The sequence below is a fragment of the Dethiosulfovibrio russensis genome, assembly GCF_021568855.1.
GTDB classification, from domain to species: Bacteria; Synergistota; Synergistia; order Synergistales; family Dethiosulfovibrionaceae; genus Dethiosulfovibrio; species Dethiosulfovibrio russensis.
The window spans coordinates 19159-41339 of record NZ_JAKGUG010000007.1 but is presented as its reverse complement, the minus strand read 5'-3'; the positions used below and the strand labels follow the sequence as shown (position 1 = coordinate 41339).

Sequence of the window (22181 nt, the reverse complement as noted above, 5' to 3'; positions counted from 1 at the left end):
TTTCACGATATATAGTCTTGTTAGTCATAGCAGGACAAATATAAATACATATGCTATCAGGCTTTAAGGTAGAGGTGAGGTGTTAATAGTGAACGAACGTATAACCGAAAATCTAGTGAGAGATAAATTACGCTCATTGGGATACACAAAACCTGACAACGGAATCACTATTGAGGAACAAAAATCGGAAATAGCCAAAGTTAAGTCTTTGCTGTCGAAGGCAAGCAAGAACTCCAAAGGGAACGCGGGTTATCCTGAATTTATAGTGTCAAACCTGAAAGATACGGCTTTTCTGATCGTCATTGAGTGTAAATCGGATGTCAAAAAACACGAAAGCTCTAACCGTGACAGGCCTATTGAATATGCTGTGGACGGGGTTTTGCATTATGCCCGTTTTCTGTCTAAACATTACACCGTTTTGGCCGTCGCTGTAAGTGGTTCTACGTTGAGCAACATGAAAATATCTAACTTTCTAGTCCCGGCGGAAAGTAGTGATGTCAAATTGTTAGTAAATGAGAGCGAAGTGGTCGTGTCGGATATCCTTCCTTACGACGATTACTATAGACTCGCATCTTTTGATCCAGAGGTGGCAAAAAAACGTCATTCCGACCTTCTTGATTTTTCCAGGGAACTTCATGAGTTGATTTGGGCGAAGGCAAAAATTTCCGAGGAAGACAAACCCCTACTTGTAAGCGGGACATTAATTGCATTTATGGATCAATCTTTCATTAAGACATTTGAATCATTGCCTGCTGAAGATCTTCAGCAAGCCTGGTTGGATGCTATCAAAAGACAGCTCAACAAGGCAGACATCCCCAAAGCTAAAATAGACACGATGCTGCAACCGTATTCCACTATTGCGGTACATCCAAATTTAGGGCGACCGGATAGTAAGACCGCAAAGGAATATCCTGGTGGAGTTTTTAAGGAAATTATTTCACGCATTTGCAACAATGTGTGGCCGTATATTAGTGTATATCATGATTTTGATGTAGTCGGACAGTTCTATGGGGAGTTTTTGAAATATACGGCTGGGGATAAGAAATCTCTCGGAATTGTCCTTACCCCGCGACATATTACCGAACTTTTCTCAATGCTAGCGAACGTTACCCCAGAATCTAAGGTCTTAGATATCTGTGCTGGAACCGGTGGGTTTCTCATCTCGGCCATGCAGCACATGCTCAAAAAGGCAGTCACCGACGAAGAACGTGTCGAAATTAAAAGAAATTGTCTGATAGGCATTGAAAATAACCCCAAAATGTTCGCCCTTGCGGCCAGCAACATGCTTCTTCGTGGTGACGGCAAGGCGAATCTTCACCAAGCAAGCTGTTTTGACGAATCAGTCGTTAAATTCATAAAAGGCAAAAAACCAAGTATCGGCATGCTCAACCCGCCTTATTCACAGTCGAAAAGCGATGCAGAACTCCATGAACTTTATTTCGTGAAGCAAATGCTCGATTGTCTCAAACCAGGTGGGGTAGGCATTGCTATCGTACCGATGTCCTGTGCAATCGTTCCAAACCCAGTGCGGGAAGAGCTAATGAAACACCACACGCTGGACGCTGTTATGTCGATGCCTCAAGAACTATTCTATCCTGTCGGAGTAGTGACATGTATCATGGTATGGACTGCTGGCGTACCTCATGCAGACTCAAACCTCAAGACGTGGTTCGGGTACTGGCGCGACGACGGTTTCGTGAAAACCAAGCACAGGGGACGGATTGACCAAAACGATAGTTGGCCGACAATAAGGGATCGTTGGGTGGAAACGTACAGAAACAGAGAGGTCCATCTCGGGGAAAGCACCACACACATGGTGACCGCCGATGACGAATGGTGTGCTGAGGCATACATAGAGACCGACTACTCGTCCCTCACAGAAGAAGTCTTTGAAGCCGACCTAAAAAGATTTATTCTTTTTAATCTAATGCTTGATGTGCAGGGCGGAGCATCTGTGAAAAATGAGGAAGGAGAATCCGGTAATGACGCTTGATGAGTTGTTCGACGTGCGAAATGGGGTCGCTAGCTCCAGGTTGTCAATATCTCACCATCCAGCGCCGAATCATGTCCCTTATCTGCGTCCAGCGAAAACACAACAAAGGACTATTGCTGGATGGGTTCCCGAATCTGAAATAGGGAGCGACAATATTTACCCAGAGGGAACACTTTTTGTGTCAACAGATGGGGCCGGTAGTCACAGCTACTCTTATGTGTCGAAATTTAGATTCGCATGTAATAGCAACGTCGCCGTCTTGCTTCCAAAACGTGATATGAGCGTAAACGAAAAACTCTACTATGCTCGTTGCATCTCTATGAATCGACATAAATTCTCTTATGGACGAAAACCTAAAGGGGATAGACTAAAGCAAATAGAATTGCCTACAGTCCCAGATTGGGTTAATGAAAAAATTTTCAAAAATAATTTTTCGTCCCTATCCCGATTAATGTCTTTGTCAACCGAAGCAATTGATATAACAGCCACCGATCAAACAGAAACATTTGTTTCGGTCTCCGATCTGTTCAATGTTTTTTATGGTACAAACCTTGAACTGAACGCCCTTGAGCCTGCCGAAAACGGTACCGGTGTCAATTTCGTTTCCCGGTCCTCAAAAAACAACGGGATAAGTGCTCGGGTCAAGCTATTGCCTGACATATCTCCAATACAAGGCGGAGTTCTTACTGTCGCTGGGGGTGGATCAGTTTTGGAGACTTTTTTGCAGCTTGAACCGTTCTATTCGGGGTTTCACCTTTTCTATCTTGTTCCTAGAGAAAGTATGTGTGCTGAAGAACTTCTATACTATGCTTCGTGTATCAGGGAGAACCGTTTCCGTTACAGCTACGGCAGACAAGCGAACAGGACACTGGGTGGTTTGAAGATACCCGCTAGAAGTTCAATCCCGCACTGGGTATTTGGAAGTCTTGCAAAAATCGTAGAGCAGGTAGAAATAGACTTAAAAACATAATCCTCACGAAAGTTACATAGAAACCGGGAAATAGAATATTCTACAAAAAACAGGGAAAAGTACCATGTTCATTAATCTTAAAACGGTGCTTCGCCCTGTTTTTTTGACATGTTTTTCAACACGTTAAACGAACGCCTTGGACCTAGGTCGCCCCTCCCTTTATTATAGTAGTAGAGTGAATCAGACGTCCTTCTTCCAGCTGCCGAAGCCCCGTCCCAGGACCTCCGTGGCGTCGGCGAGTCGCAAGAACGCCTTCGGGTCGGTCTTCTGAAGATATTGTTTGAGCAGCATGGCCTGCCTGGCGGTCAGAAGGGTCATGAGTATGTCTCTCGGCGAGTCGGAGAAGCCTCCCCTGCCTATGAACACCGTTACCCCTCTTCCCAGCTCCTGGGTTATGAAATGGCGCACCCGGTCCGGGTCGCTGCTCACGATCAGGGCTTCCTTCCTCAATCCGAAGGACCTCATGGAGCCTCCCATGACGGTGGTGGTAATGTAGGACAGCACCACGCCGTAAACGACGTTCTCGAAGCTGACCGCCATCAGGAACAGCCCTATCACCAGCATGTTGGCTATCATGGTGAACTGACTTACCTCCATGCCCGTCTTTCTGCGGACCGCCATGGAGATGATGTCGGTTCCCCCGAGGGATCCTCCGGCGGTGAATATCATAGCATAGGGGATCCCCTGGAGAAGTCCGGCGACCACTATCAGGAGGAATCTGTCGTCTATCACCGGCACGGGTAGGGAAGTTTCCGCCACCTTCAGAAAGGCGGTGAAGATCACGGTTCCGTATATGCTCCAAAGGGTGAATCTCTTAGGGAGGACCTTCCATCCGTACATGAAAAGAATCGCATTTAGCCCCCATATCGGTATTGCCAGAGGTATTCCCCACATATAGTTGAGCAGCAAAGCTATGCCGTTGACTCCCGTTCCGGGAAGCTTGGCGGGAATTACGAAAAGCTGTATGGCCATGGCGTAGATCATAGCCCCCAGGGTTATGGCCACCAGGGACCTGCCCTCTTCCCTTATGAATCTCCTCGTTTCGGCAAGCATTCCCTTAAGGGTCCTGTTATGTCTCAAAAACCTTCCTCCTCTATCTATTTTACCGTTGCGTCTCGAGTTTAGCACAAGCTATGGTAGGGACAAGCTATTTTTATAAGGTCCGGTAAAATGTTATTATGAAGGTGTATTTTTATTTTTGGGAACATAGAATCTAGATCCAGGAGGTGGAGCATGATCAAGTACGTCTACGACTTTTCCGAAGGTTCGTCCGACATGAAAGCTCTTCTAGGGGGGAAAGGGGCCAACCTGGCCCAAATGGTCAAGGAGGGGCTGGCCGTTCCGCCAGGTTTCACCGTTACCACCGAGGCCTGTCTTCGTTATCTGGAGGAGGGAAGGGAGTTCGTTCAGTCTCTTTGGATCGACGTCGAGACCGCTCTGGAGAGGTTGGAGAGACAGACAGGCAGGACCTTCGGCTCCGGTCCCGAGCCGCTTCTCGTGTCCGTTCGGTCCGGAGCCCCGATCTCTATGCCTGGCATGATGGACACGATCTTAAACCTGGGGCTGAACGACGATACCAGATCCGCCTTGGCAGAGATGGTGGGAGACGACCGCTTTGCCTGGGACAGTTACAGGCGTTTCATCCAGATGTTCGGGAACGTGGTCAAGGGGGTTCCCTCCGAGCGGTTCGAGTCGATCCTGGAGGAGGTCCGAAGGAACAAGGGAGTGGCCTTCGATCACCAGCTCGACGCGGAGGCCCTGGCCTCGTTGGTTAAACGTTATCTGTCCCTCTACGAGGAGGTTACTGGAGAGACCTTCCCCTCCGATCCATGGATCCAGCTGAGGGAGGCGGTAGAGGCGGTATTCGACAGCTGGAACACCGCCAGGGCGAAGACCTACAGGAAAATTCACGGTATAGACGATTCCATGGGGACCGCCGTCAACGTCGTGGCAATGGTGTATGGAAATCTTGGCGGCGACAGCGGAACCGGTGTCTGTTTCAGCCGTAATCCCGCCGACGGAGAGAAGAAGCTCTACGGGGAGTTCCTGGTCAACGCCCAGGGAGAGGACGTTGTCGCCGGGATAAGAACCCCTCAGCCGATCGGGGAGTTGGCCAAGGTGATGCCGGATATTTTCGAGGAATTGAAGGCGACGGCGGACCGTCTGGAGGTACGTTTCAAGGACATGCAGGACGTAGAGTTCACCGTAGAGCGAGGTAAGCTGTACATATTGCAGACCAGGACGGGAAAAAGATCCGCCGAGGCCGCAGTAAGAATCGCCGTCGAGATGGAAAAAGAGGGGTTGATCGATAGGAACGAGGCACTCGGCAGAATCTCTCCCGAACAGGTAGAGAGGCTTCTCCACAGTCAGATCGATCCGAACTGCGTTCCCGAGGTAATCTCCCGAGGGCTTCCGGCCTCTCCGGGGGCTGCTGTGGGGCGTATAGTCTTCGATCCCGACGAGGCGGTGGCTATGGCCGAGAAGGGGGAGTCGGTGGTGTTGGTGCGGCCGGAGACCACTCCGGACGATATACACGGTCTCTACGCCGCCAAGGGTATACTGACCTCCCGGGGAGGAATGACCAGTCATGCCGCCGTGGTGGCTCGAGGACTGGGCAAGCCCTGCGTCAGCGGGGCGGAGGATATCTCGATCGACCTGGAGGGAGGGCGTCTTCTGACCGAGGATAGGGAATTCTTAAAGGGCGACTTCATCACGGTTGACGGCTCCACCGGAAGGGTCATAGCGGGAGAGGTCCCTCTCTCTCTGCCGTCCATATCCGACGAGTTGAATACGGTGCTCGACTGGGCCGACGAAGCTGCGGACCTTCAGGTATGGGCCAACGGAGATACCCCGGAGGACGCCAAGAGGGCTCGATCCTTCGGGGCCAAGGGAATAGGTCTCTGTCGAACCGAGCATATGTTCATGGCGGAGGACCGTTTTCCCGTGATGCAGAGGATGGTCGTAGCGGAGTCTCTGGAGGAGAGGCAGGAGGCGCTGGACGACCTTCGGGCCATGCAGGTGGAGGATTTCGTGGGCATATTCCGAGAGATGGATGGCCTTCCAGTCATAGTCCGGCTGCTCGATCCGCCTCTTCACGAATTTCTGCCCAAGATACCGGAGTTGGATAAACGGATACTCGAGGCTGACTCCGCTGGAGAGGACACGTCGAAACTTCGAAAGATGAAGAGTCGGGCGGAGTCCCTTCGAGAGGTGAATCCCATGTTGGGATTCCGGGGATGCCGGTTGGGGATCGTCTATCCCGAGATCTACGGAATGCAGATTCGGGCGATATTCGACGCCATGTCCTCTCTCCCCGACGTGGACCTCAAGGTGGAGATAATGATGCCTCTGGTCCAGACCAAAGGAGAGATGGCGTTGCTGAGGGAAATGGTCGAGTCAATAGCGTCCGAGTATCCTCAGGGCTCTCTAAGTTATCTGGTAGGCACTATGATCGAGCTTCCTAGGGCGGCTCTTCGGGCTGCCGAGCTAGCGGAGGACGCCGAGTTCTTCAGTTTCGGGACCAACGATCTGACCCAGACCTGTCTGGGTCTCTCCAGGGACGACGTGGAGTCCAAGTTCATGAAGGAATACGTCGACAAGGGGATCTTCCCTATCAGTCCCTTTCACGTTCTGGACAGAGACGGAGTAGGGGAGCTCATGGCGATTGCTTTCGAGAGAGGCAGGAAGGCCAGACCGGATATTTCCATAGGCATCTGTGGTGAACACGGAGGGGATCCTAAGAGCGTTGCGTTCTGTCACAGTCTCGGATTGAACTACGTCAGCTGTTCGCCCTTCAGGGTCCCGGTGGCCAGGATGGCCGCGGGTTGGGCCGCCCTGGGCCTGATAGAGTGATTTGCTCGGTACGAATTTTTATCTTGCCCCTTTACAACCGTCGAAGGCTTTGATATACTTTCCGACGCAACGGTAGAGCGGGGTCGTAGCTCAGCTGGTTAGAGTGCCGGCCTGTCACGCCGGAGGTCGCGAGTTCAAGTCTCGTCGGCCCCGCCATATACGTTGTACAGAAGCGGAAGTAGCTCAGGGGTAGAGCACAACCTTGCCAAGGTTGGGGTCGCGGGTTCAAATCCCGTCTTCCGCTCCATAAGACCGCATCGCGGGGTGGAGCAGTTGGTAGCTCGTCGGGCTCATAACCCGAAGGTCGCAGGTTCAAGTCCTGCCCCCGCAACCAAGATCATCCTTAGGGCCCTCTTTTAGAGGGCCCTTTTTATGTTTCCCTAAGAAGCCACATGGTCTAAAATGGTGGAAGATAACGACATGGATATCGTCCGGAATGGAGGAACCCCTTATGGCCGTAAACAGACCGTACGTGATGTACAAGCTCCTCAAGGTTAAGATAGACATGGGACATGGAGGATCGGAGGGCCGAATTCTGGTCTACGTCCTCTTCGACAATAAGGGGATACGTCTCTGTCACGGTCGCCTGACCGAACCTGACGAGGAGGATATGCCTCACGGAATAAAGTCCAAGTGGAGGGAGTTCTGCTCCTTTGTGGACGAAGCCTGGTCGGGTGAGATCGAGGCCGAAGACGACGAGAAGAGCGAGGATGGGGCGGACGGCACGGAAGTCCACGAGATAGTGCCGGAGGAGCTGGAATTCTCCGTCATGTTAAAGGAACTTCGCAAGTCTCTTGACGAGGCTGGAGTCTACGACCTCAGCGAGGGGAATCTGGCCAAGATAAGATACGTCGAGAAGATATTTCACAAGGTCGCAGGACTTATTTACACCGGAGATCGCTTCGTGTTTCTCAAGATAGAGACCCTCTCCCATCTGGAAGGAGAGGAGCTTATGTCCGCCTTTCCCGAGGAGAGGGAAAAAAACGAGCCCTGGCGTCCCGGTTCTTCCGGCAGCTCTTCCGGTGGGGACGGCAAGGACCTTCCAAAGGCGGTTTTTTCCTGTTCGGTTCTCTTGGATCCGGTGGCAGGAGTGGCCGCAGCGGAATTGAAGCCGGGGCAGAACGTGTGGCTCGATATACCCGAAGATAGCCTACTTTATTCCATCGCCAAGTTTCAGCAGGGGGCTTCCTTTCAGGGGCAGATCGTCGGGGAGGTAATGTCGGTAGAGCAGAGCGATACGGAGCGTATAATGATACTCTTCAAGCTATCCGACGAGCTCAGGGCTGTGTCTATTGTGCAGCAAAGCCTCAAGGTCAAGAGGGCTGCGGATAAAGAGATCGAGAGGGCTTTCTCTTTTCCCGAGCTCACCAAGGAGCAGGGACTTGCTCTGGCGGGGGTGGCTTTTTTCCTGGTCGTCCTATTGTTATTGTTGATCCTGCGATGATGTATAATTTATCGGAGCAACGATTAGCTTTTACGGGAGGTGACCCCTGGTGGCTGAATCGAGGGGCTACGGTGTATATCGCATATTGAAGGGTAGAGTAGACATCGGGCACGGAGGAGAGAGCGGACGAATTTTCTTTTACGCTCTCTACGGCAAGGGGAAGGTCAAGCTGTGCCATGCTAGAGAGATGAACCACGACGGAGAGGAACCGCCTAAGGGCGGTATAAAGGCCGGTTGGAGGGACTTCTCGTCTTTCGTGGACGACGGAGCTGTCGATTCCTCTCTGTCCTCCGGAATAGGATCTCTTTTTCGGGATTCCGGAGTGGATGACGTCAAGGAGGAGAACCTGGCCAAGATTAGATACATAGAGAAGATGTTCGGAACCTGGGCCGCCCAGGTCCGTGAGGAAGGGTGTTCCGCCTTCGTAAAGATCGAGGGCATGACCACCCTCGAGGCCGACGAGCTGCTGTCCCGTTTTCCCGAAGAGGAGGAAAGCGAGGGACAGGGGGACGACGACGCCCCTGAGGCGGCTGCTTCCCTGGGAGATATGCCTATACAGAGAAAGCTGCCCAAGCTGATCTTCACCTGCTTTACCCGTCTGGACCCGGTGAACGGCGTGGCGGCGTCAGAGGTCTCCCCGGGAGATCTAGTGTCCATAACAATCCCGGAGGACAGCCCCCTCTTCGGAACCATGAAGAGCCAAAACGAATCCTTCGACGGTTCTCTGAGCGTTCCTCTGTCGTCGGTAGAGGAATCCGACTCGGACAGGCTGTTGCTGGAGTTCGAGCTGGGAGACGGGGTTATGGCCGTCGCCATGACCCAGAAGAGTCTTCGCATCAAGGCGGTAAGGGTCGAGGAGGAGAAGTCGCTCTTCGCCGTTGGGTCTCCCGCTTTCATCGCTCTCGTAGGAGGGTGTTGTGCTGCCCTGTTGGGTTTGATCGCCTACATACTGTCCTGAGAGGACACGAGACATCTATTTTCCGAGCATCTGCGGACCTCACGGAACAGCAGAATAGAGATTCCTCCGGATATCACCTCGGAGATAGGTATCGCCATGAATACTCCCTTTAGTCCGGCTATGCGGGAGAGTATATATATCGCCGGGACCACTAGAACGATCCTCCTGAGCAGGTCCAGGAGGAAGGCGTCTCTTCCTCTGGACAGCGCCTGGTAGGATCCGGAAAGAACGACCTGAAATCCCCCCAGAGGCATCCCCAAGGCAACGTAGGGGGCCGCTGCGACGGCTATTTCAAGGGTCTCGCCGGAGCAAAAAGGAGATAGTGTCGCAAGGGGGAAGGTCCAAAGAGGTATCGCTCCGGCCAGGCATACGGCTGTGGCCCAGAGGGCCGATAGGTCCATGGTCCGCAGAACCCGACATTGGTTGCCCGAGCCGGTATTGTGGCTTATCAGAGGCATCATGCCCTGTACCAGTCCGTACAGAGGCATGGTCACGAAGGTGGATATCCTGTTCAATATTCCCATGGCCGCTACGGCGGGGTCGCCTCCCATGGACAGCAGGACCCTGTTTAGTACAACCGCCGTTATGCTGGCCGATCCCTGTCTGACGAACGCAGAAGACCCCACCGATATTATGGAGGTCGCCACCGATCTTCTCAGCTTCAACTGTCTGGTCCTGATCTTGATAGAGCTTTTTCCCCCGAGGTACAGGGCCATCCAAGACGCCGACCCCGCTTGAGCGATCACTGTGGCCCATGCGGCGCCTGCGACTCCGAGGTCGAGATATCTTATCATGATGGGGTCGAGCACCAGGTTGGTGGCGGCCGATATGGCCAGGGTCTTCATGGCCATAACAGCCTCTCCCTCCGCTCTGGCTATGCCGTTGGCCATTATTGAGAAGGCAAGCATAGGACTGCCCAGGAGGACTATGACGCCGTAGTCCTTTGCCAGGGGAAGGGTCTGTTCGCTGGCTCCCAGGAATGAAAGTGTGGGGGAGATAAAGGCGAGGGAGAGTGTGACTATAAAGGCGGAGCCGAGGGATATCAGCATCGTCATGGTGCCGAGGATTTCCTCGGCTCCTTTTTCGTTCTCCGCTCCAAGTTCCGTGGCGATCAGAGACGATCCGCCTATTCCGATCCCCTGAGCCAGTGCTATGATAATGAGCTGCATGGGGAAGACCACCGCCAGAGCCGCGACCGCGTGGTGCCCCACCCATAGAGAGAGGAAAAAGGTGTCCGCCAGGTTGTAGGCGGTCTGTAGCACCAGCCCGGCTATCGACGGCAGCGACAAAGACAGCAACGCCCGTCCTATCGGGGCGTTGCCGAGAAGCTCTCTTTTTCGCTGGAATGTCAATCTGCCAGAGGGCGACCTCTCAGAGGGCCGTCCCCTTGGATGTGTCTAACATAATCCCAGAACGATCGGACCATGGCGTTGGTACCTATGTGGAGGGTGGAAAAATGACCCTTCATCCAACATAGCTGACGGCTAAGGGCCTGAAGGGGAGCGTCTCTGTCCTCGGCCAGGCGCCACAGAGCGGCTATCAGACCCGTTCGGTCCGCTCCGGCGTAACAGTGTATGAGTATCGGTTTGGGGGCGTTTCTCATGAACTCCAGTATGCGGTCTAGCTCCTGGACCGGAATCTTCCTTATCGCGGAAAGGTCGAAGTCGGCGTGGACTATGCCTCTGGATCGGGAGAACTCCTTTTCTCTGCGGTACCATCGTCTTCCCGCCTGAGGTCCTCTCAGATTCACTATGCTCTTGATGCTATGGGTCTCGACGTAGCGGGACAGCCGATCGAGGTTGAGCTGGGCCGATCGGTAAAGAACCCCCTTTGAGACGGTATGGAAATTGACCGCTCTGAGGTATAGTAGGGTAACGAAGGCTGTGAGCAACTCGTTCAATCTGGCTTTCTTCATCGACTCTCTCAGGCTCCTCTGATGGGATGGGTCTTACAGTACAATAATAACCTAGGATGCCGAAAGAGGACAACTAGATTTGGCATGAATATGTGTCTCGGAGGTGACGATCCGCAATGAGAAGGGCTGTGCTGATTCTTTCCCTGTTTATGTTGGTTTTTTCGTCGTCCGTAGCTTTCGGAGCGGATGACTTTACGGTCCGTAGCTTTACGCCTCGAGGGGAGGTCTCGGGAAAACCGGAGATCAAGGTGGTCTTTTCCTCTCCCGTAGTTCCCGATACTTTGCTTGGGAAGATACTGCCGGTGGACCAGATTCCTCTCGATTTTTCACCGTCTCTGTCCGGCAGGGCCCTCTGGGACGATCCTCAAACCTTGCTGTTTACCCCGGACGAACCTCTCTCCCGAGCGACCTCCTACAGGGCGACGGTCGGTCCGGTCAGGGATCTGTCCGGACGGCTGCTGGCCGGAGCCCAGACCTTTTCCTTCAACACCCCTCCTCTCAGACTTCTGTCGGCGAGACAGGTGTCCATAACGCCTTACGGGGAGATGTCACTGGAGCTTCGGTTTTCCATGCCGGTGCCTCCCAAGAGGCTTCTAGGCTTTCTCTCCGGGAGGTCAGACGGTAAGTCCGTGAGGCTCCGTCCTCAGGGAGAGGTTCCCTCGGATAGGATAACCGTAGCGTCCGAAAGGATACCCGGCGACAACCTTATTGTGGTGGTCGAGAAAGGGCTTACCTCCGACGAGGGGCCTCTCGGACTTGAGAAGACCGAAAAGGTCACCTTGAAACCCTCATCGTCCGTAAAGATAACGGGAACCTATACCGAGACGGAGACGGTCGACAGAGGCAAGATAGTGATCTATACCTCCAGGCCGGTGGATCCCAGAGACGTAAAGGGATACGTCTTCGTCTCTCCCGAGAGGTCCTTCCGGGTGGAGTCGACCTACGGCGGTTTCGCCTTGGTAGGCGAGTTCCCCCCGAGAGAGAGGATAGTCCTGTCCCTTAAAAAGGGCTTGGGAGGTGGGGATGGACTCGTGGCCGACGAGAGGCGGACCTTCATCATGCCCGACGTGCCCCGGTCGATCCGTTTTCCTGTCGCCGGGACATTCCTGACTCCGTTCGACGATCCCAGGATAGCCGTGGAGACGGTGAACGTCGACAGGCTGAGGCTTCGGGGATGGAAGCTCTACCCAAACAACGTGCCGGTCGCCATGGGGGTCCTGGACGGAGGGTCGGAGCTTTCCACTTCTCTGACGAGACGCCTGGAGGACTGGGAGCTCCCGATCGATAACAGGGTTAACGAGACGATACGAGGCGCTGTGGATCTGGAGGCCTATCTTGGACAGTCCCGGGGGGTCTTCATGCTGGAGGCCTCCGACGAGGACTCCGGATGGACCAGAGCCAGACAGCTGGTTACACTGACGGATCTCGGCCTTTCCGCCAGGGTCTACGACGACAGCCTGATGGTATGGCTCGACGGGCTGTCCACGGGCAAACCGGTCGAGGGGGCGGAGATATCGGTGTACTCCTCCAGCAACCAGCTTTTGGCGGAGGGAGTCACGGACGGAGACGGGCTCTGGTCCGTCGTCCGCGACTGCGACTGGGATCCTCAGCTTCTCCCGTCGGTGGTGGTGGCTCGACTAGACGAGGACCTGACCTTTCTGTCTCTGTCGGGCAACCTGTTCGCAGACAACGGTCTGGACGTGTCCGGCGCTCCCTGGAACGAGACCTACGAGGGACAATGTCTGTTGCCCCGTGGGATATTCCGTCCGGGCGAGTCGGTTCAGATTACCTCGGTGGTCAGAGGCCCCAAGATGTCCATGCCGGGACGTTTCCCTCTGATGTGGCGATTGGTCGATTCCCTGGGATACGAGATGTTCCGTGGCAGGACCGAGCTGTCCTCCTCCGGAACCGCCACGGGGTCCTTCGATCTGCCAGACGCGGCTCCCTCGGGAAAGTACCGCTTCGAGCTGTTCGTGCCGGGCGACGAAGGCTCTCCCCTCGCCGATGCCTCTTTCCTGGTGGAGGACTTCACTCCTCCCAAGATAGAGCTTGGGTTGAACGTTCCGGAGGGACCTCTTTCCTCCGGCAGAACCATGGACCTGTCCTTCCGGGCCGATTATCTCTTCGGAGCGCCGGCGGGCGGTCTTGCCTGGGAGGCGAAGGCCTTCTCCAGGGAATCGGTCTACCGTTCCGATAGGTTCCCCGATTTCTCCTTCGGCGACGGCGAAGTCTCCTACGAGGGCGGAGAGATCTACCTCGGAGGCGGCGATCTGGACGGTTCCGGAGAGGGGCGCCTTTCCTGGACCGTTCCGGACGACTGGAGAACCCCTCCCATGATAGATCTGGCTGTAAGTTTAAACGTCATGGAGGCAGGCGGCCGCTGGGTTACCCGGACGGAGATCGTTTCATGCGCCTTGAACCCGATGCAGATAGGGGTTAGATTCCCCGAGGGCGACGTCATGCCTGACGAGCCGGTCCAACTGAAAATAGCGGCAGTGACCTCTAAGGACGATCCGATCCGTTCCGGCGAGATCTCCTGGACTCTCTTCTCCCTGGCGGATCGCCCTGTTCTCGTGCGGGACGACGGCAGGACCAGGATGAGATGGGAGGAGGAGAGGTCGGAGGTGGCCTCCGGGAAGGTCGAGTTAAAGGACGGCCTTGCCGATCTTACAGTGGTGCCGGAAGGGGACGGACGCTATCTGCTGACTTTCTCCGGAAAGGGAGGTTCCACCGGATCGATCAGATTCGACGCCTGGACCCCATGGGGAGGGACGTCCAGAAAGGCGGTGCTTCCCGGAAAGGTCGAGCTGACCTTGGATAAAGAGAGCTATAACTTCGGAGACAGGGCCGTCCTCAGCTACAGCGCTCCCTTCACCGGAACGGGGCTGTTCACCTTCGAGGCCGAGGGGATTATAGAGCGGAAGGTCGTAGAAGTTTCCGAGCCGGAGGGGCGGATCGAGTTCGTTCCGTCCTCCGAGGCATGGCCGAACGGCTGGTGTACCTTCCAGGTAGTGCGTCCCGTCTCCGATAAGGACGAATGGGGATCCCACAGGGCTCTCGGGGTCGTGCCGGTAAAGATGAACCTCGGCTACAGGGCCTCCGTGTCTCTGGACGTGCCGGAAAAGGCGGAACCGGGCGGGACCCTGAATCTGTCCGTAGAGGTAAGAGACGGCGAAGGGAAGCCCCTGTCGGGAGATCTCTGGATAGCCCTGGTGGACAAGGGCATATTGAGGCTGACCGGCCACGAGACCCCCGATCCATGGGAGGCCTTCACCGCCAGAAGAGCTCTGGCGTCCAGGGCCTCGGACCTTTACGACGAGCTGATGCCCATAGAGTCGAGGGAGACTCCTCTGCTTCATCCCGCCGGAGGTGACGGTGCCGAGGCCAGAGCCGCCTTCGGGGTAAATCTGTCTCCCGTCAGGGCCAGGGGATTCAGGGTTCTCTCTATGGTGAAGACGGTGGCCTCCGAGGGAGGGAAGGTCGATCTTTCCTTCGACCTTCCGGAGTTCTCCGGCGGGGCCAGGGTCATGGCGGTCTTCTCGGGTTCCTCTGTGGGGTCGGCCCATACGGACCTGTCCATATCCCGCCCGATCACCGTCGATCCGACCGTTCCGGACGCTCTGGCTCCGGGAGACATGGTACTGGTGCCGGTGCAGCTCATATCGACGGCGAAGGAGGACCTGAAGCTTCACATGGATATGAAAGCAGAGGGATCTCTGTCTCTGGAGGGAGCGGTCTCCGACGACCTGGTCCTTTCCGCAGGGGAGAGCTCGGTGGTCTACCTGAAGGTTCGCGGTTCCGATCGGGCCGGAACCGGCTCTCTATCGGTACGGCTTCTCGGAGACGGAATGGACTTCTCCGTTCGCAGGGACACGGTGGTTCGACCTCCCATGCCCAGGATAACCGTTTCCGGAAGCGAGGCTCTGGGTAAGGGCGTTTTCGAGATGCCGGAGAAGGGCAGATGGTTCCCCGGAACCCTGAGGGCCTCTCTGTATCTCTCCGGTGCGCCTAACGCCGACCTGATGCCTCTGATCCAGTTTTTGGACCGCTATCCCTACGGGTGCCTGGAGCAGACCGTGTCGGCCCTGTGGCCGTCGGTGACCCTCGGGGACATGGCCGACAGGATGGGACGGTCTACCTCCGTGCCGGACAGGATCGCTCGACTGCAGACCATGCAGCTCTACGACGGCAGTTTCTCCTACTGGCCGGAGGGAGAGGTGGATCGGTGGGGAAGCCTCTACGCAGCCCATCTGCTGGCCTCGATGGCCGAGGAAGAGGTGCCTCTGTCGATGATGCACAGGACCGAGGGATATCTACGGTCGGTTCTCTCCGAGAGCTCCGAGTCGGCTTTCGACCTTTCCCGAAAGGCCTATGCCGCCTATGTCATGTCCCTTTCCGATCAGCCCCCTCTAGGGTGGATGGCCTGGCTCTCGGAGCGTATAGGAGAGATGGATTCTGCCGGTAGGTACCTTCTGGCAGGAGCCTACGGCCTGGCGGGAAAGAGGGATCTGGGGCTCAAGCTGCTGGGAGGGGCGGAGCTGTCCGGTTCCGATCGTTACGGTTCCGCCGTCAGGGATATGGCCCTTCGGCTTCTGGCCATGGAGGAGCTGGCACCCGGTTCGTCCGACGAGGCGTTTTTGGCCGCCCAGCTCTCCAAGGCGATAGAGGCCGGTGACCTCTCGACCCACGAGGCCGGTATGGCGGTCCTCACCTTGGGCCGTTTTTCCCGGAGGAGCGACGTCAAGCCATTCTTCGCCGAGGTGACCGGTGGCGACGATGTCTTCAAGATGGCCGCCGGAGACGAGCTGGCCCTTTCCTCCGATTCCTTCGTGTCCTGGAGGGTGGATAACGCCGGACCGGGACGTCTGTTCTGCGGTTGGAGCCTTTCCGGCGTTCCTCTCGATCCGGTGGAGCCGTTCGACAAAGGGATCTCGGTACGCCGTACCTTGAGGAACGCCGACGGAGAGCCGATAGACGGGGACGAGCCCCTCTCGTTGGGAGACGAGGTGGTCCTTTCCATAGAGGTTACCCCCACGGGAAAGGTGAAGGACCTGGTCGTCGTGGACATGCTTCCCGGATGTCTGGAGGTGTGGAAGACACCCTCGGGATTCGTCTCAGGAGGCTCCTCCGTGAGGCGAGACGTGCGTTTCGATCGGGTGCTGTTCTTCCCCTCGTCGGTGGAGAAGACCTTGAAACTGGAATATCGTTGCCGCGTCACGGCCAGAGGGGATTTCCTGTGGCCTCCAGTCTACGCGGAGGGAATGTACGATTCATCCATCAGGAGCGTGAGCGGCGGAGGCCGTCTCTCGGTCCGATAGGCCGTCATGAAAATAAAATTTCTGTTGTGCGCGATTCCGGGGCTGCCCTTAGCGGCGGCCCTGGCCGTTTGGATCGCCTCTTTCGCCGTAAGCCCGGTTACCGTTCGGGAGGTGGCCTCTCTGGATCGGTCTCCCCGGGTCACCGATCGAGATGGAGACGTCTTGTGGGTGGGACTCACCTCGGAGGACAAACTCTGTCTGCCCCTTTCCCTGGACGAGATGGGGAGATGGCTGCCGTTGGTCTTGATAGAGGTGGAGGACCGACGTTTTCGGGATCACCACGGAGTGGACTGGCTCGGTCTGGTTCGGGCCGCGGTCCAGAACTTTCGAAGCGGCGGCATCGTCTCGGGAGGGTCCACGATAACCAGCCAGCTGATAAGGATGGCAAGGCCCAGGGAAAGGACCTTCTCCGCCAAGGCCAGGGAGTTCCTCCAGGCCATCGACCTGGAGCGTAGGCTATCCAAGGACGGGATACTGGAGATGTACCTGAATCGGGCTCCTTTCGGCGGAGTCCTTCAAGGAGCCGGGGCCGCCTCCCTCGGGTGGTGGGGAAAATCTCCGAAGGACCTCTCCCTGGCGGAGGCCGCCGTCTTGGTGGCCATGTTGAAGGGCCCCACCAGATACCGTCCCGACCTCCATCCCGAGAGGCTTCGGGCCAGGAGAGACCGGATACTGAGGGATCTTGGCAAGAGAGGTGTCGTCTCGGGAGAGGCGGTTATCCTTGCCATGGAGGAGCCCCTGCCCGGCGGTATCTCCATCCCTGATAGGGATTTTCTGTTCGTGTCGAAGGTGTTGGAGGAATCCCCCGAAGGGGGTCGGTCCACCCTGGATAGACAGGTCCAGCTTTTTTTGGAGAAGGCCGTCTCCTCGGCGCTGAGAGGGATGCCCAGGAAGGTGACCGGGGCGGCGGCCCTGGTCGACAACCGAGACGGTTCCGTCAGAGGCTACGTGGGGAACGGTCGGTTCGACCAGGACAGATCCTGGAGCTGGGTGGACTGTTGCGATTCTCCCCGTTCTCCCGGGTCCACCCTGAAGCCCTTCGTCTACGCCATGGCCTTCGAGGGGGGGCTGCTGTCCCCGTCGTCCTTGATGGCGGATACCCCTCTGTCCTTGTCCGGCAGGGCGCCTAGAAATTTCGATCTTCGCTATCGCGGCCCGGTCTCCGCCTCCGACGCCTTGGCGGATTCGTTGAACGTACCGGCCGTGAGGGTCCTTAGATCCGTCGGATCGGAGCGTTTCCTCCACCGTCTCAGGACGTTGGGATTCTCCCTTTTGAGGGAGGACGGCGACCACTACGGCGATTCCCTGATCCTCGGAGGGTGCGAGGTTACCCTGTTGGAGCTTCTGAGGGCTTTCTCGACCCTGGCGACCTGGCGAAGCCGTCCTCTGTCCTTTCTGGAGGGGACGGGAGGGGATCGATGGGAGGATTCTCCTTTTTCCCAAGAGAGCTCCTTTCTAGTGGGGGAGATACTCAGGGATTCGGACAGGCTCTCTCCTTATCTGAGATCTCTCCTGTCCGGCAAAGCGGAGATGGCCTTCAAGACCGGGACCTCCTACGGGTTCAGGGATGCCTGGGCTGTTGCCTGGAACGAGAGCTGGACCTTCGCAGTGTGGTTCGGAGATCCCGAGGGGACGCCTCATCCCGAGCTGGTGGGCCTTTCCGCCTCTGTCCCGGTCGTAGTAGAGGTGATGTCCAGGTTGGGAGGGACCATGCCCCTCCCTCCAGCGGGGGTGTCCAGGCGGACCGTTTGTTCCCTCTCCGGGCTGCCTCTCAACTCGGCCTGTCCATCCGGAGAGGAGGCCTGGTATATCCCGGGTGTCTCGCCGGAAGGCCCCTGCGACCTGCACCGCTGGACCGGCGGAAAATCGATCACGGTTCTCCCTCCGGAGCTGGCGGCCTGGGGAAAGGCTCGGGAGACCTTCTTGGCCATCGTCTCTCCTCTGGACGGGGCGGAGTATCTAATGCCCCCTCTGGGAGAGCCGCCGAGGATCCCCCTTTCCTGCGAGGGGGCGTCGGGAAAGGTATCCTGGTTCGTCGACGGGCTTCACCTGGGGACGGTCCCTGGGGGAAGAAGGCTTTTCTGGTCCATCTCGGAGGGGCGGCACAGGATATCGGCGGTGGATGAAAAAGGCAGGACCGACAGGGCGGTCGTGAAGGTAACTCCCTGGGGTAGATAGAGGATATCCTACGAAAACGCTTGACTTTGTTGTCTCCAGAGGGCATAATTTCATAAGAGGTTGCGAGACCTCAAGCATTGAGACGAAGGAGGTTCTAGACATGAAGTTCGGAGAACTGCTTCAGAGCGGGGACTGGAAGGGCGAGAAACACGTACCGGTGATCGAGGCTCCCGAGAAGGTGAAGGCGGGAGAGCCTTTCGACGTAACCTTGAGCGTCGGCAAGGAGATAGCCCATCCCAACACGACGGAACATCACATCTGCTGGATAAAGCTTTCCTTCAAGCCCGAAGGGGATAAGTTCGGCTACGAGGTGGCCAAGGTCGATTTCGACGGTCACGGGGCCTCGGTGAAGGGAGCCAACGAGGGGCCGGTGTTCACCGATCCCTATGGTGTGGTGAGGTTGAACCTGAAGACCTCGGGTACTCTCATAGCCACATCCTACTGCAATATCCACGGTTTCTGGGAGTCCTCTCAGGATATCGTCGCGGAGTAAAGCAAAACTTTGTCCATGAGAAAAGGAGGCCTCAGGCCTCCTTTTTTTCGTGCATATTGTTTTTAACCGAGGGGACAGTGGGTAGGTCGCTCCCGAAGGGGAGACGGGGCATGTCTTCCTTGCCTATGGCGAAGTCCTCGTCCCGTTCCATCTCGTTAAGTACCTCTCTGGCCTCGGAGCTTCCGCCCTCCATGGCCATGGTAAGCCATGTCTTGGCGGCTTTCACGTCCCTGGAGACGGCGTTTCCCCTCTCGTAGAGGCATCCCAGATAGAACTGTGCGTCCCTGTAGCCTTCCTCGGCCGCTCTGGAGAACCAGTGGAAGGCCGAGCTCTCGTCGGGAGATAGATAGGGGCCTCCGTAGAGATACAGGACCGCCAGGTTGTACTGGGCCGGTACGTAGCCCTGTTCCGCCGAAAGGGAGAACCATCTCAGAGCCGCCGGGTCGGACTGAGGAAGCCCCTCCCCCGTTATGTAGCGGATACCCAATTCGCACTGGGCCGGGGCGTATCCTCCCTGAGCCGCTCTCTCCATCCAGGTGATCGCCGACGATCTAAGCTCTTCGTCCTCCGAGTTCCAGAGGCACAGCCCCAGGTTGTACTGAGCCTGGAGGTTTCCCTGTTTCGCTGATTCACAGAACCAGCTCATGGCGGCGTTATGGCTCTTTACCAGTCCGTCCCCTTTGAGGTACATGGCTCCCAATGTGAACTGAGCCTTGTCGGATCCCTGCTCGGCGGCTTTTCTTATCCACTTCACCGCTTCCATCTTGTCCGGAGCCACCAGCTTCCCCTCGTCGTAGGCTAGCCCCAGCCTCAACATGGCCCGCCTGTCTCCTATGGATGCGGCCTGGCAAAGTCTGTAGAGGGCCGAGATCTCTCTGACAGGACCTCCGTCGTCTCCGGCGAAGAGACACCCCAGAGAGTAGGGGGCATCCCAGCTTCCGGCTTCGATCGCCTTTTCAAGCAGCTCTACCGCCCTTTCTCTGTTCCGTTCGACCCCTTTGCCTTTTTGATAGAGCAGGGCCAGATTGTAAAGGGCGTAGGGCTCCCCCTGTTTTGCGGCCTTGCCCAGCCAGGTAACGGCGGCGGATGGCACGAGAGCCACTCCGTCTCCCCGTTCGTATTGGACTCCCAGATTACACTGAGCTCCCGGATGACCCTGGAGAGCTGCTTTTCTGAACCATCTGGCCGCCTCGGCTGTATCCCTGGGAACCGCCTCTCCCCGGGAGTAGAGCAGTCCCAGGTTGTACTGGGCCGATGGATAGCCTGTCTCTCCGGAGGCTATTAAATGTTCGATGGCCTCTTTCTCGTCTCTAGGAACTCCGGCTCCCCGAAGGTACATCAGCCCCAGGGCGCATTGTGATTCGGCGTTTCCCCGGTTCGATGCTTTTCGGAACAGTTCCGCCGCCTTCGAGAGGTCTCTGGAAATTTCATCTCCCTCTCTGTAAAGTGTTCCAAGGGAATATTGGGCCTCCGGGAGTCCCAGCTCGGCCGCTTTTTTCAGCCATAGGAGCGATTTCTCCGGGTCCTTAGGCAGAGAGGAGCCTTTTCTGTAGATAACCGATAGGTTGTATTGGGCCTCCGGTATACCCTGTTCCGCCGCCCTTCTGTACCAGAGGGCCGACAGAGTGGGGTCTTTCTCGACCCCTATGCCCCTTTCGTAAAGGGTGGCTAGGGCGTACTGGGCCGGGCCGTGTCCCTGTCTCGCCGCCAGTCCGAACCAGTTCGCGGCTTCCTTGAAGGAGCCTCCCTGTTGGCGACACAGCTGACCCAGGAGGTACTGCGCCTCCGGGTTGCCCCTGTCGGAAGCCATCTTGAGCCAGTCCTTGGCCTCCTCCTCTCTCCCGTTTCGGAGGAGGAACGCTCCGTAGGATAGCTGGGAATCGTCGTATCCCTCGCTAGCCGCTTTTTCGAGCCATTTATTCGCTTCCTCGACCAGCTTGGGATCGTCGCTTTTTCCCAATAGGACTCCCAGATCGTGCTGGGCGTAGACGTGGTCTCCCTCTGCCGCCTTCCTCAGAAGATCGATAGCCTTGGCCTCGTCTTTCTCGATTCCTCTGCCGAGGGAGAGAAGTCTGCCCAGGTTGTAGCATCCCGATATGTTGCCCTCTTCGGCCGCCATGGCGAACCACTTGACTCCGTCTTCGTAGCGGGGTTCCCCTTCGTCGGGGTCCATGGCCATCATTCCTAGTGCTATCTGGGCTGTCTGGTGTCCCTGGGAGGCCGCCTTCTCGAGCCAGTAGGTCGCCTTATAGCTGTCCTTGGGCGTTCCCTCTCCGTCTCGGAACATCAGACCGAGGTTGTACTGTCCGTCGGCGGATCCGCCCTTCGCCGCCTCTTTGTACCACTTCATGGCCTTGCCCTTGTCCTGGGAGACTCCGTTCCCCTGGTCGTATAGGTATCCCAGGGTACACTGAGCCAGAGGATCCCCTTTTTCCGCCTCTGGGAGGAGGTGGGTATAGGCGTCCTTGTATCTTTTCTCCGAGTAGGCCTTTACGGCCTGTCTCATGTCGGCTCTCGCAGGCCCCATGGAGAGGAGCATGGACAGAACGAAGGAGAGGAGGAGAGCTCGGTTTATCGTATTAGAGGAAAATCTCATATTCCGCCTCTCAGTCCATCGATGCCAGGTATTCCAGAAATTCCCTGATGTCCTCCCCGCTCGTCCAAGGTACGTTGAAATTCTTGGCGTCCCTGAGCGAGTTATCCCTTCTTCCGAGCACGATACAGCTGAAGTCGCTGTTGTTGAAGGCTATGTCCAGCTTGTAGCGGGTGGTGAAATCGTCGTCCATGACGATGATCTTACCGTCCGGGGTCAGACAGGGCTTGAGCCCTTTCTCCTGGAAAATCCTTTCTATTCTGTTGGATAGTACGTCGGCGATATTTTCCATGGATCGTCATTCCTTTTCTTGGCGTCTTAAGCCCCAGCTCCTTGGGTCTAAAGTCCTTAGAGCATGAGCCTTTAGCAGTGTTTTATCCATCCAAGTATAACAGAACCGATCCCTTTGGATATGAAAAAGGCCTTCGATCTGCCAATCGAAGGCCACGCGAGTGGGGTGAGGAAAG

General features: G+C 56.4%; 13 protein-coding genes and 3 tRNA genes. 11 read left to right on the top strand and 5 right to left on the bottom strand.

Annotation, left to right across the window (positions count from 1 at the left end; all coding sequences use genetic code 11):
- Positions 1-88 precede the first annotated feature (88 nt).
- Positions 89-1993, top strand: a complete 1905-nt coding sequence (locus tag L2W48_RS13115; RefSeq protein WP_236099848.1) for an HsdM family class I SAM-dependent methyltransferase — start codon at positions 89-91, stop codon at positions 1991-1993.
- On the top strand, positions 1962-2963 hold the full coding sequence (locus tag L2W48_RS08905) for a restriction endonuclease subunit S (protein ID WP_329606903.1): 1002 nt from the start codon (positions 1962-1964) through the stop codon (positions 2961-2963). Before L2W48_RS13115 ends, L2W48_RS08905 begins: the two co-directional genes overlap by 32 nt.
- A gap of 180 nt (positions 2964-3143) precedes the next feature.
- Here the strand turns inward: L2W48_RS08905 and L2W48_RS08900 are convergent, their stop codons facing one another.
- Positions 3144-4043, bottom strand: a complete 900-nt coding sequence (locus tag L2W48_RS08900) for a YitT family protein (protein ID WP_236099846.1) — start codon at positions 4041-4043, stop codon at positions 3144-3146.
- 153 nt (positions 4044-4196) lie between these two features.
- Between L2W48_RS08900 and ppdK the strand changes: the two genes are divergently transcribed.
- The 6 genes from ppdK (at position 4197) to L2W48_RS08870 (ending at position 9217) form a co-directional block, all read left to right on the top strand.
- The gene (gene ppdK / locus L2W48_RS08895) at positions 4197-6815 is read left to right on the top strand and encodes a pyruvate, phosphate dikinase (RefSeq protein ID WP_236099845.1); all 2619 of its coding nucleotides are present in this window, start codon (positions 4197-4199) and stop codon (positions 6813-6815) included.
- 79 nt (positions 6816-6894) lie between these two features.
- Positions 6895-6971 (top strand) — tRNA-Asp (locus L2W48_RS08890).
- Positions 6972-6987: 16 nt separating this feature from the next.
- Positions 6988-7062: transfer RNA gene (locus L2W48_RS08885), tRNA-Gly, on the top strand.
- 11 nt (positions 7063-7073) lie between these two features.
- Positions 7074-7149, top strand: a tRNA-Met gene (locus L2W48_RS08880).
- A gap of 102 nt (positions 7150-7251) precedes the next feature.
- On the top strand, positions 7252-8259 hold the full coding sequence (locus L2W48_RS08875; protein ID WP_236116539.1) for a hypothetical protein: 1008 nt from the start codon (positions 7252-7254) through the stop codon (positions 8257-8259).
- Positions 8260-8308: 49 nt separating this feature from the next.
- Positions 8309-9217 carry a hypothetical protein gene (locus L2W48_RS08870; protein ID WP_236099843.1) on the top strand — a complete coding sequence of 303 codons (909 nt, stop codon included), beginning with the start codon at positions 8309-8311 and terminating at the stop codon, positions 9215-9217.
- On the opposite strand, the gene L2W48_RS08865 is transcribed toward L2W48_RS08870, so the two are convergent.
- The gene (locus L2W48_RS08865) at positions 9202-10569 is read right to left on the bottom strand and encodes an MATE family efflux transporter (RefSeq protein WP_236099842.1); all 1368 of its coding nucleotides are present in this window, start codon (positions 10567-10569) and stop codon (positions 9202-9204) included. The two genes, L2W48_RS08870 and L2W48_RS08865, sit on opposite strands and share 16 nt — an antisense overlap.
- Positions 10566-11132 carry a tyrosine-protein phosphatase gene (locus L2W48_RS08860; RefSeq protein ID WP_236099841.1) on the bottom strand — a complete coding sequence of 189 codons (567 nt, stop codon included), beginning with the start codon at positions 11130-11132 and terminating at the stop codon, positions 10566-10568. The genes L2W48_RS08865 and L2W48_RS08860 overlap by 4 nt, the downstream gene beginning before the upstream one ends.
- Before the next feature lie 149 nt (positions 11133-11281).
- Between L2W48_RS08860 and L2W48_RS08855 the strand changes: the two genes are divergently transcribed.
- The 3 genes from L2W48_RS08855 to L2W48_RS08845 all read left to right on the top strand — a co-directional run bounded on the left by L2W48_RS08855 (position 11282) and on the right by L2W48_RS08845 (position 19121).
- Entirely contained in the window at positions 11282-16450 is a 5169-nt protein-coding gene (locus L2W48_RS08855; RefSeq protein WP_236099840.1) for an Ig-like domain-containing alpha-2-macroglobulin family protein, read from the top strand.
- Between the two features lie 6 nt (positions 16451-16456).
- Positions 16457-18628 (top strand): penicillin-binding protein 1C, encoded by a 2172-nt coding sequence (gene pbpC, locus L2W48_RS08850; protein WP_236099839.1) that lies wholly within the window; start codon positions 16457-16459, stop codon positions 18626-18628.
- A gap of 100 nt (positions 18629-18728) precedes the next feature.
- The gene (locus tag L2W48_RS08845; protein ID WP_236099838.1) at positions 18729-19121 is read left to right on the top strand and encodes a class II SORL domain-containing protein; all 393 of its coding nucleotides are present in this window, start codon (positions 18729-18731) and stop codon (positions 19119-19121) included.
- Positions 19122-19152: 31 nt separating this feature from the next.
- Here L2W48_RS08845 and L2W48_RS08840 read toward each other — a convergent pair whose 3' ends face one another.
- Together L2W48_RS08840 and L2W48_RS08835 are read right to left on the bottom strand one after the other, a co-directional pair.
- Complete coding sequence (locus L2W48_RS08840) at positions 19153-21717, bottom strand: SEL1-like repeat protein (protein ID WP_236099837.1); 2565 nt, start codon at positions 21715-21717, stop codon at positions 19153-19155.
- Between the two features lie 10 nt (positions 21718-21727).
- Entirely contained in the window at positions 21728-22006 is a 279-nt protein-coding gene (locus L2W48_RS08835; protein WP_236099836.1) for a hypothetical protein, read from the bottom strand.
- Positions 22007-22181 lie beyond the last annotated feature (175 nt).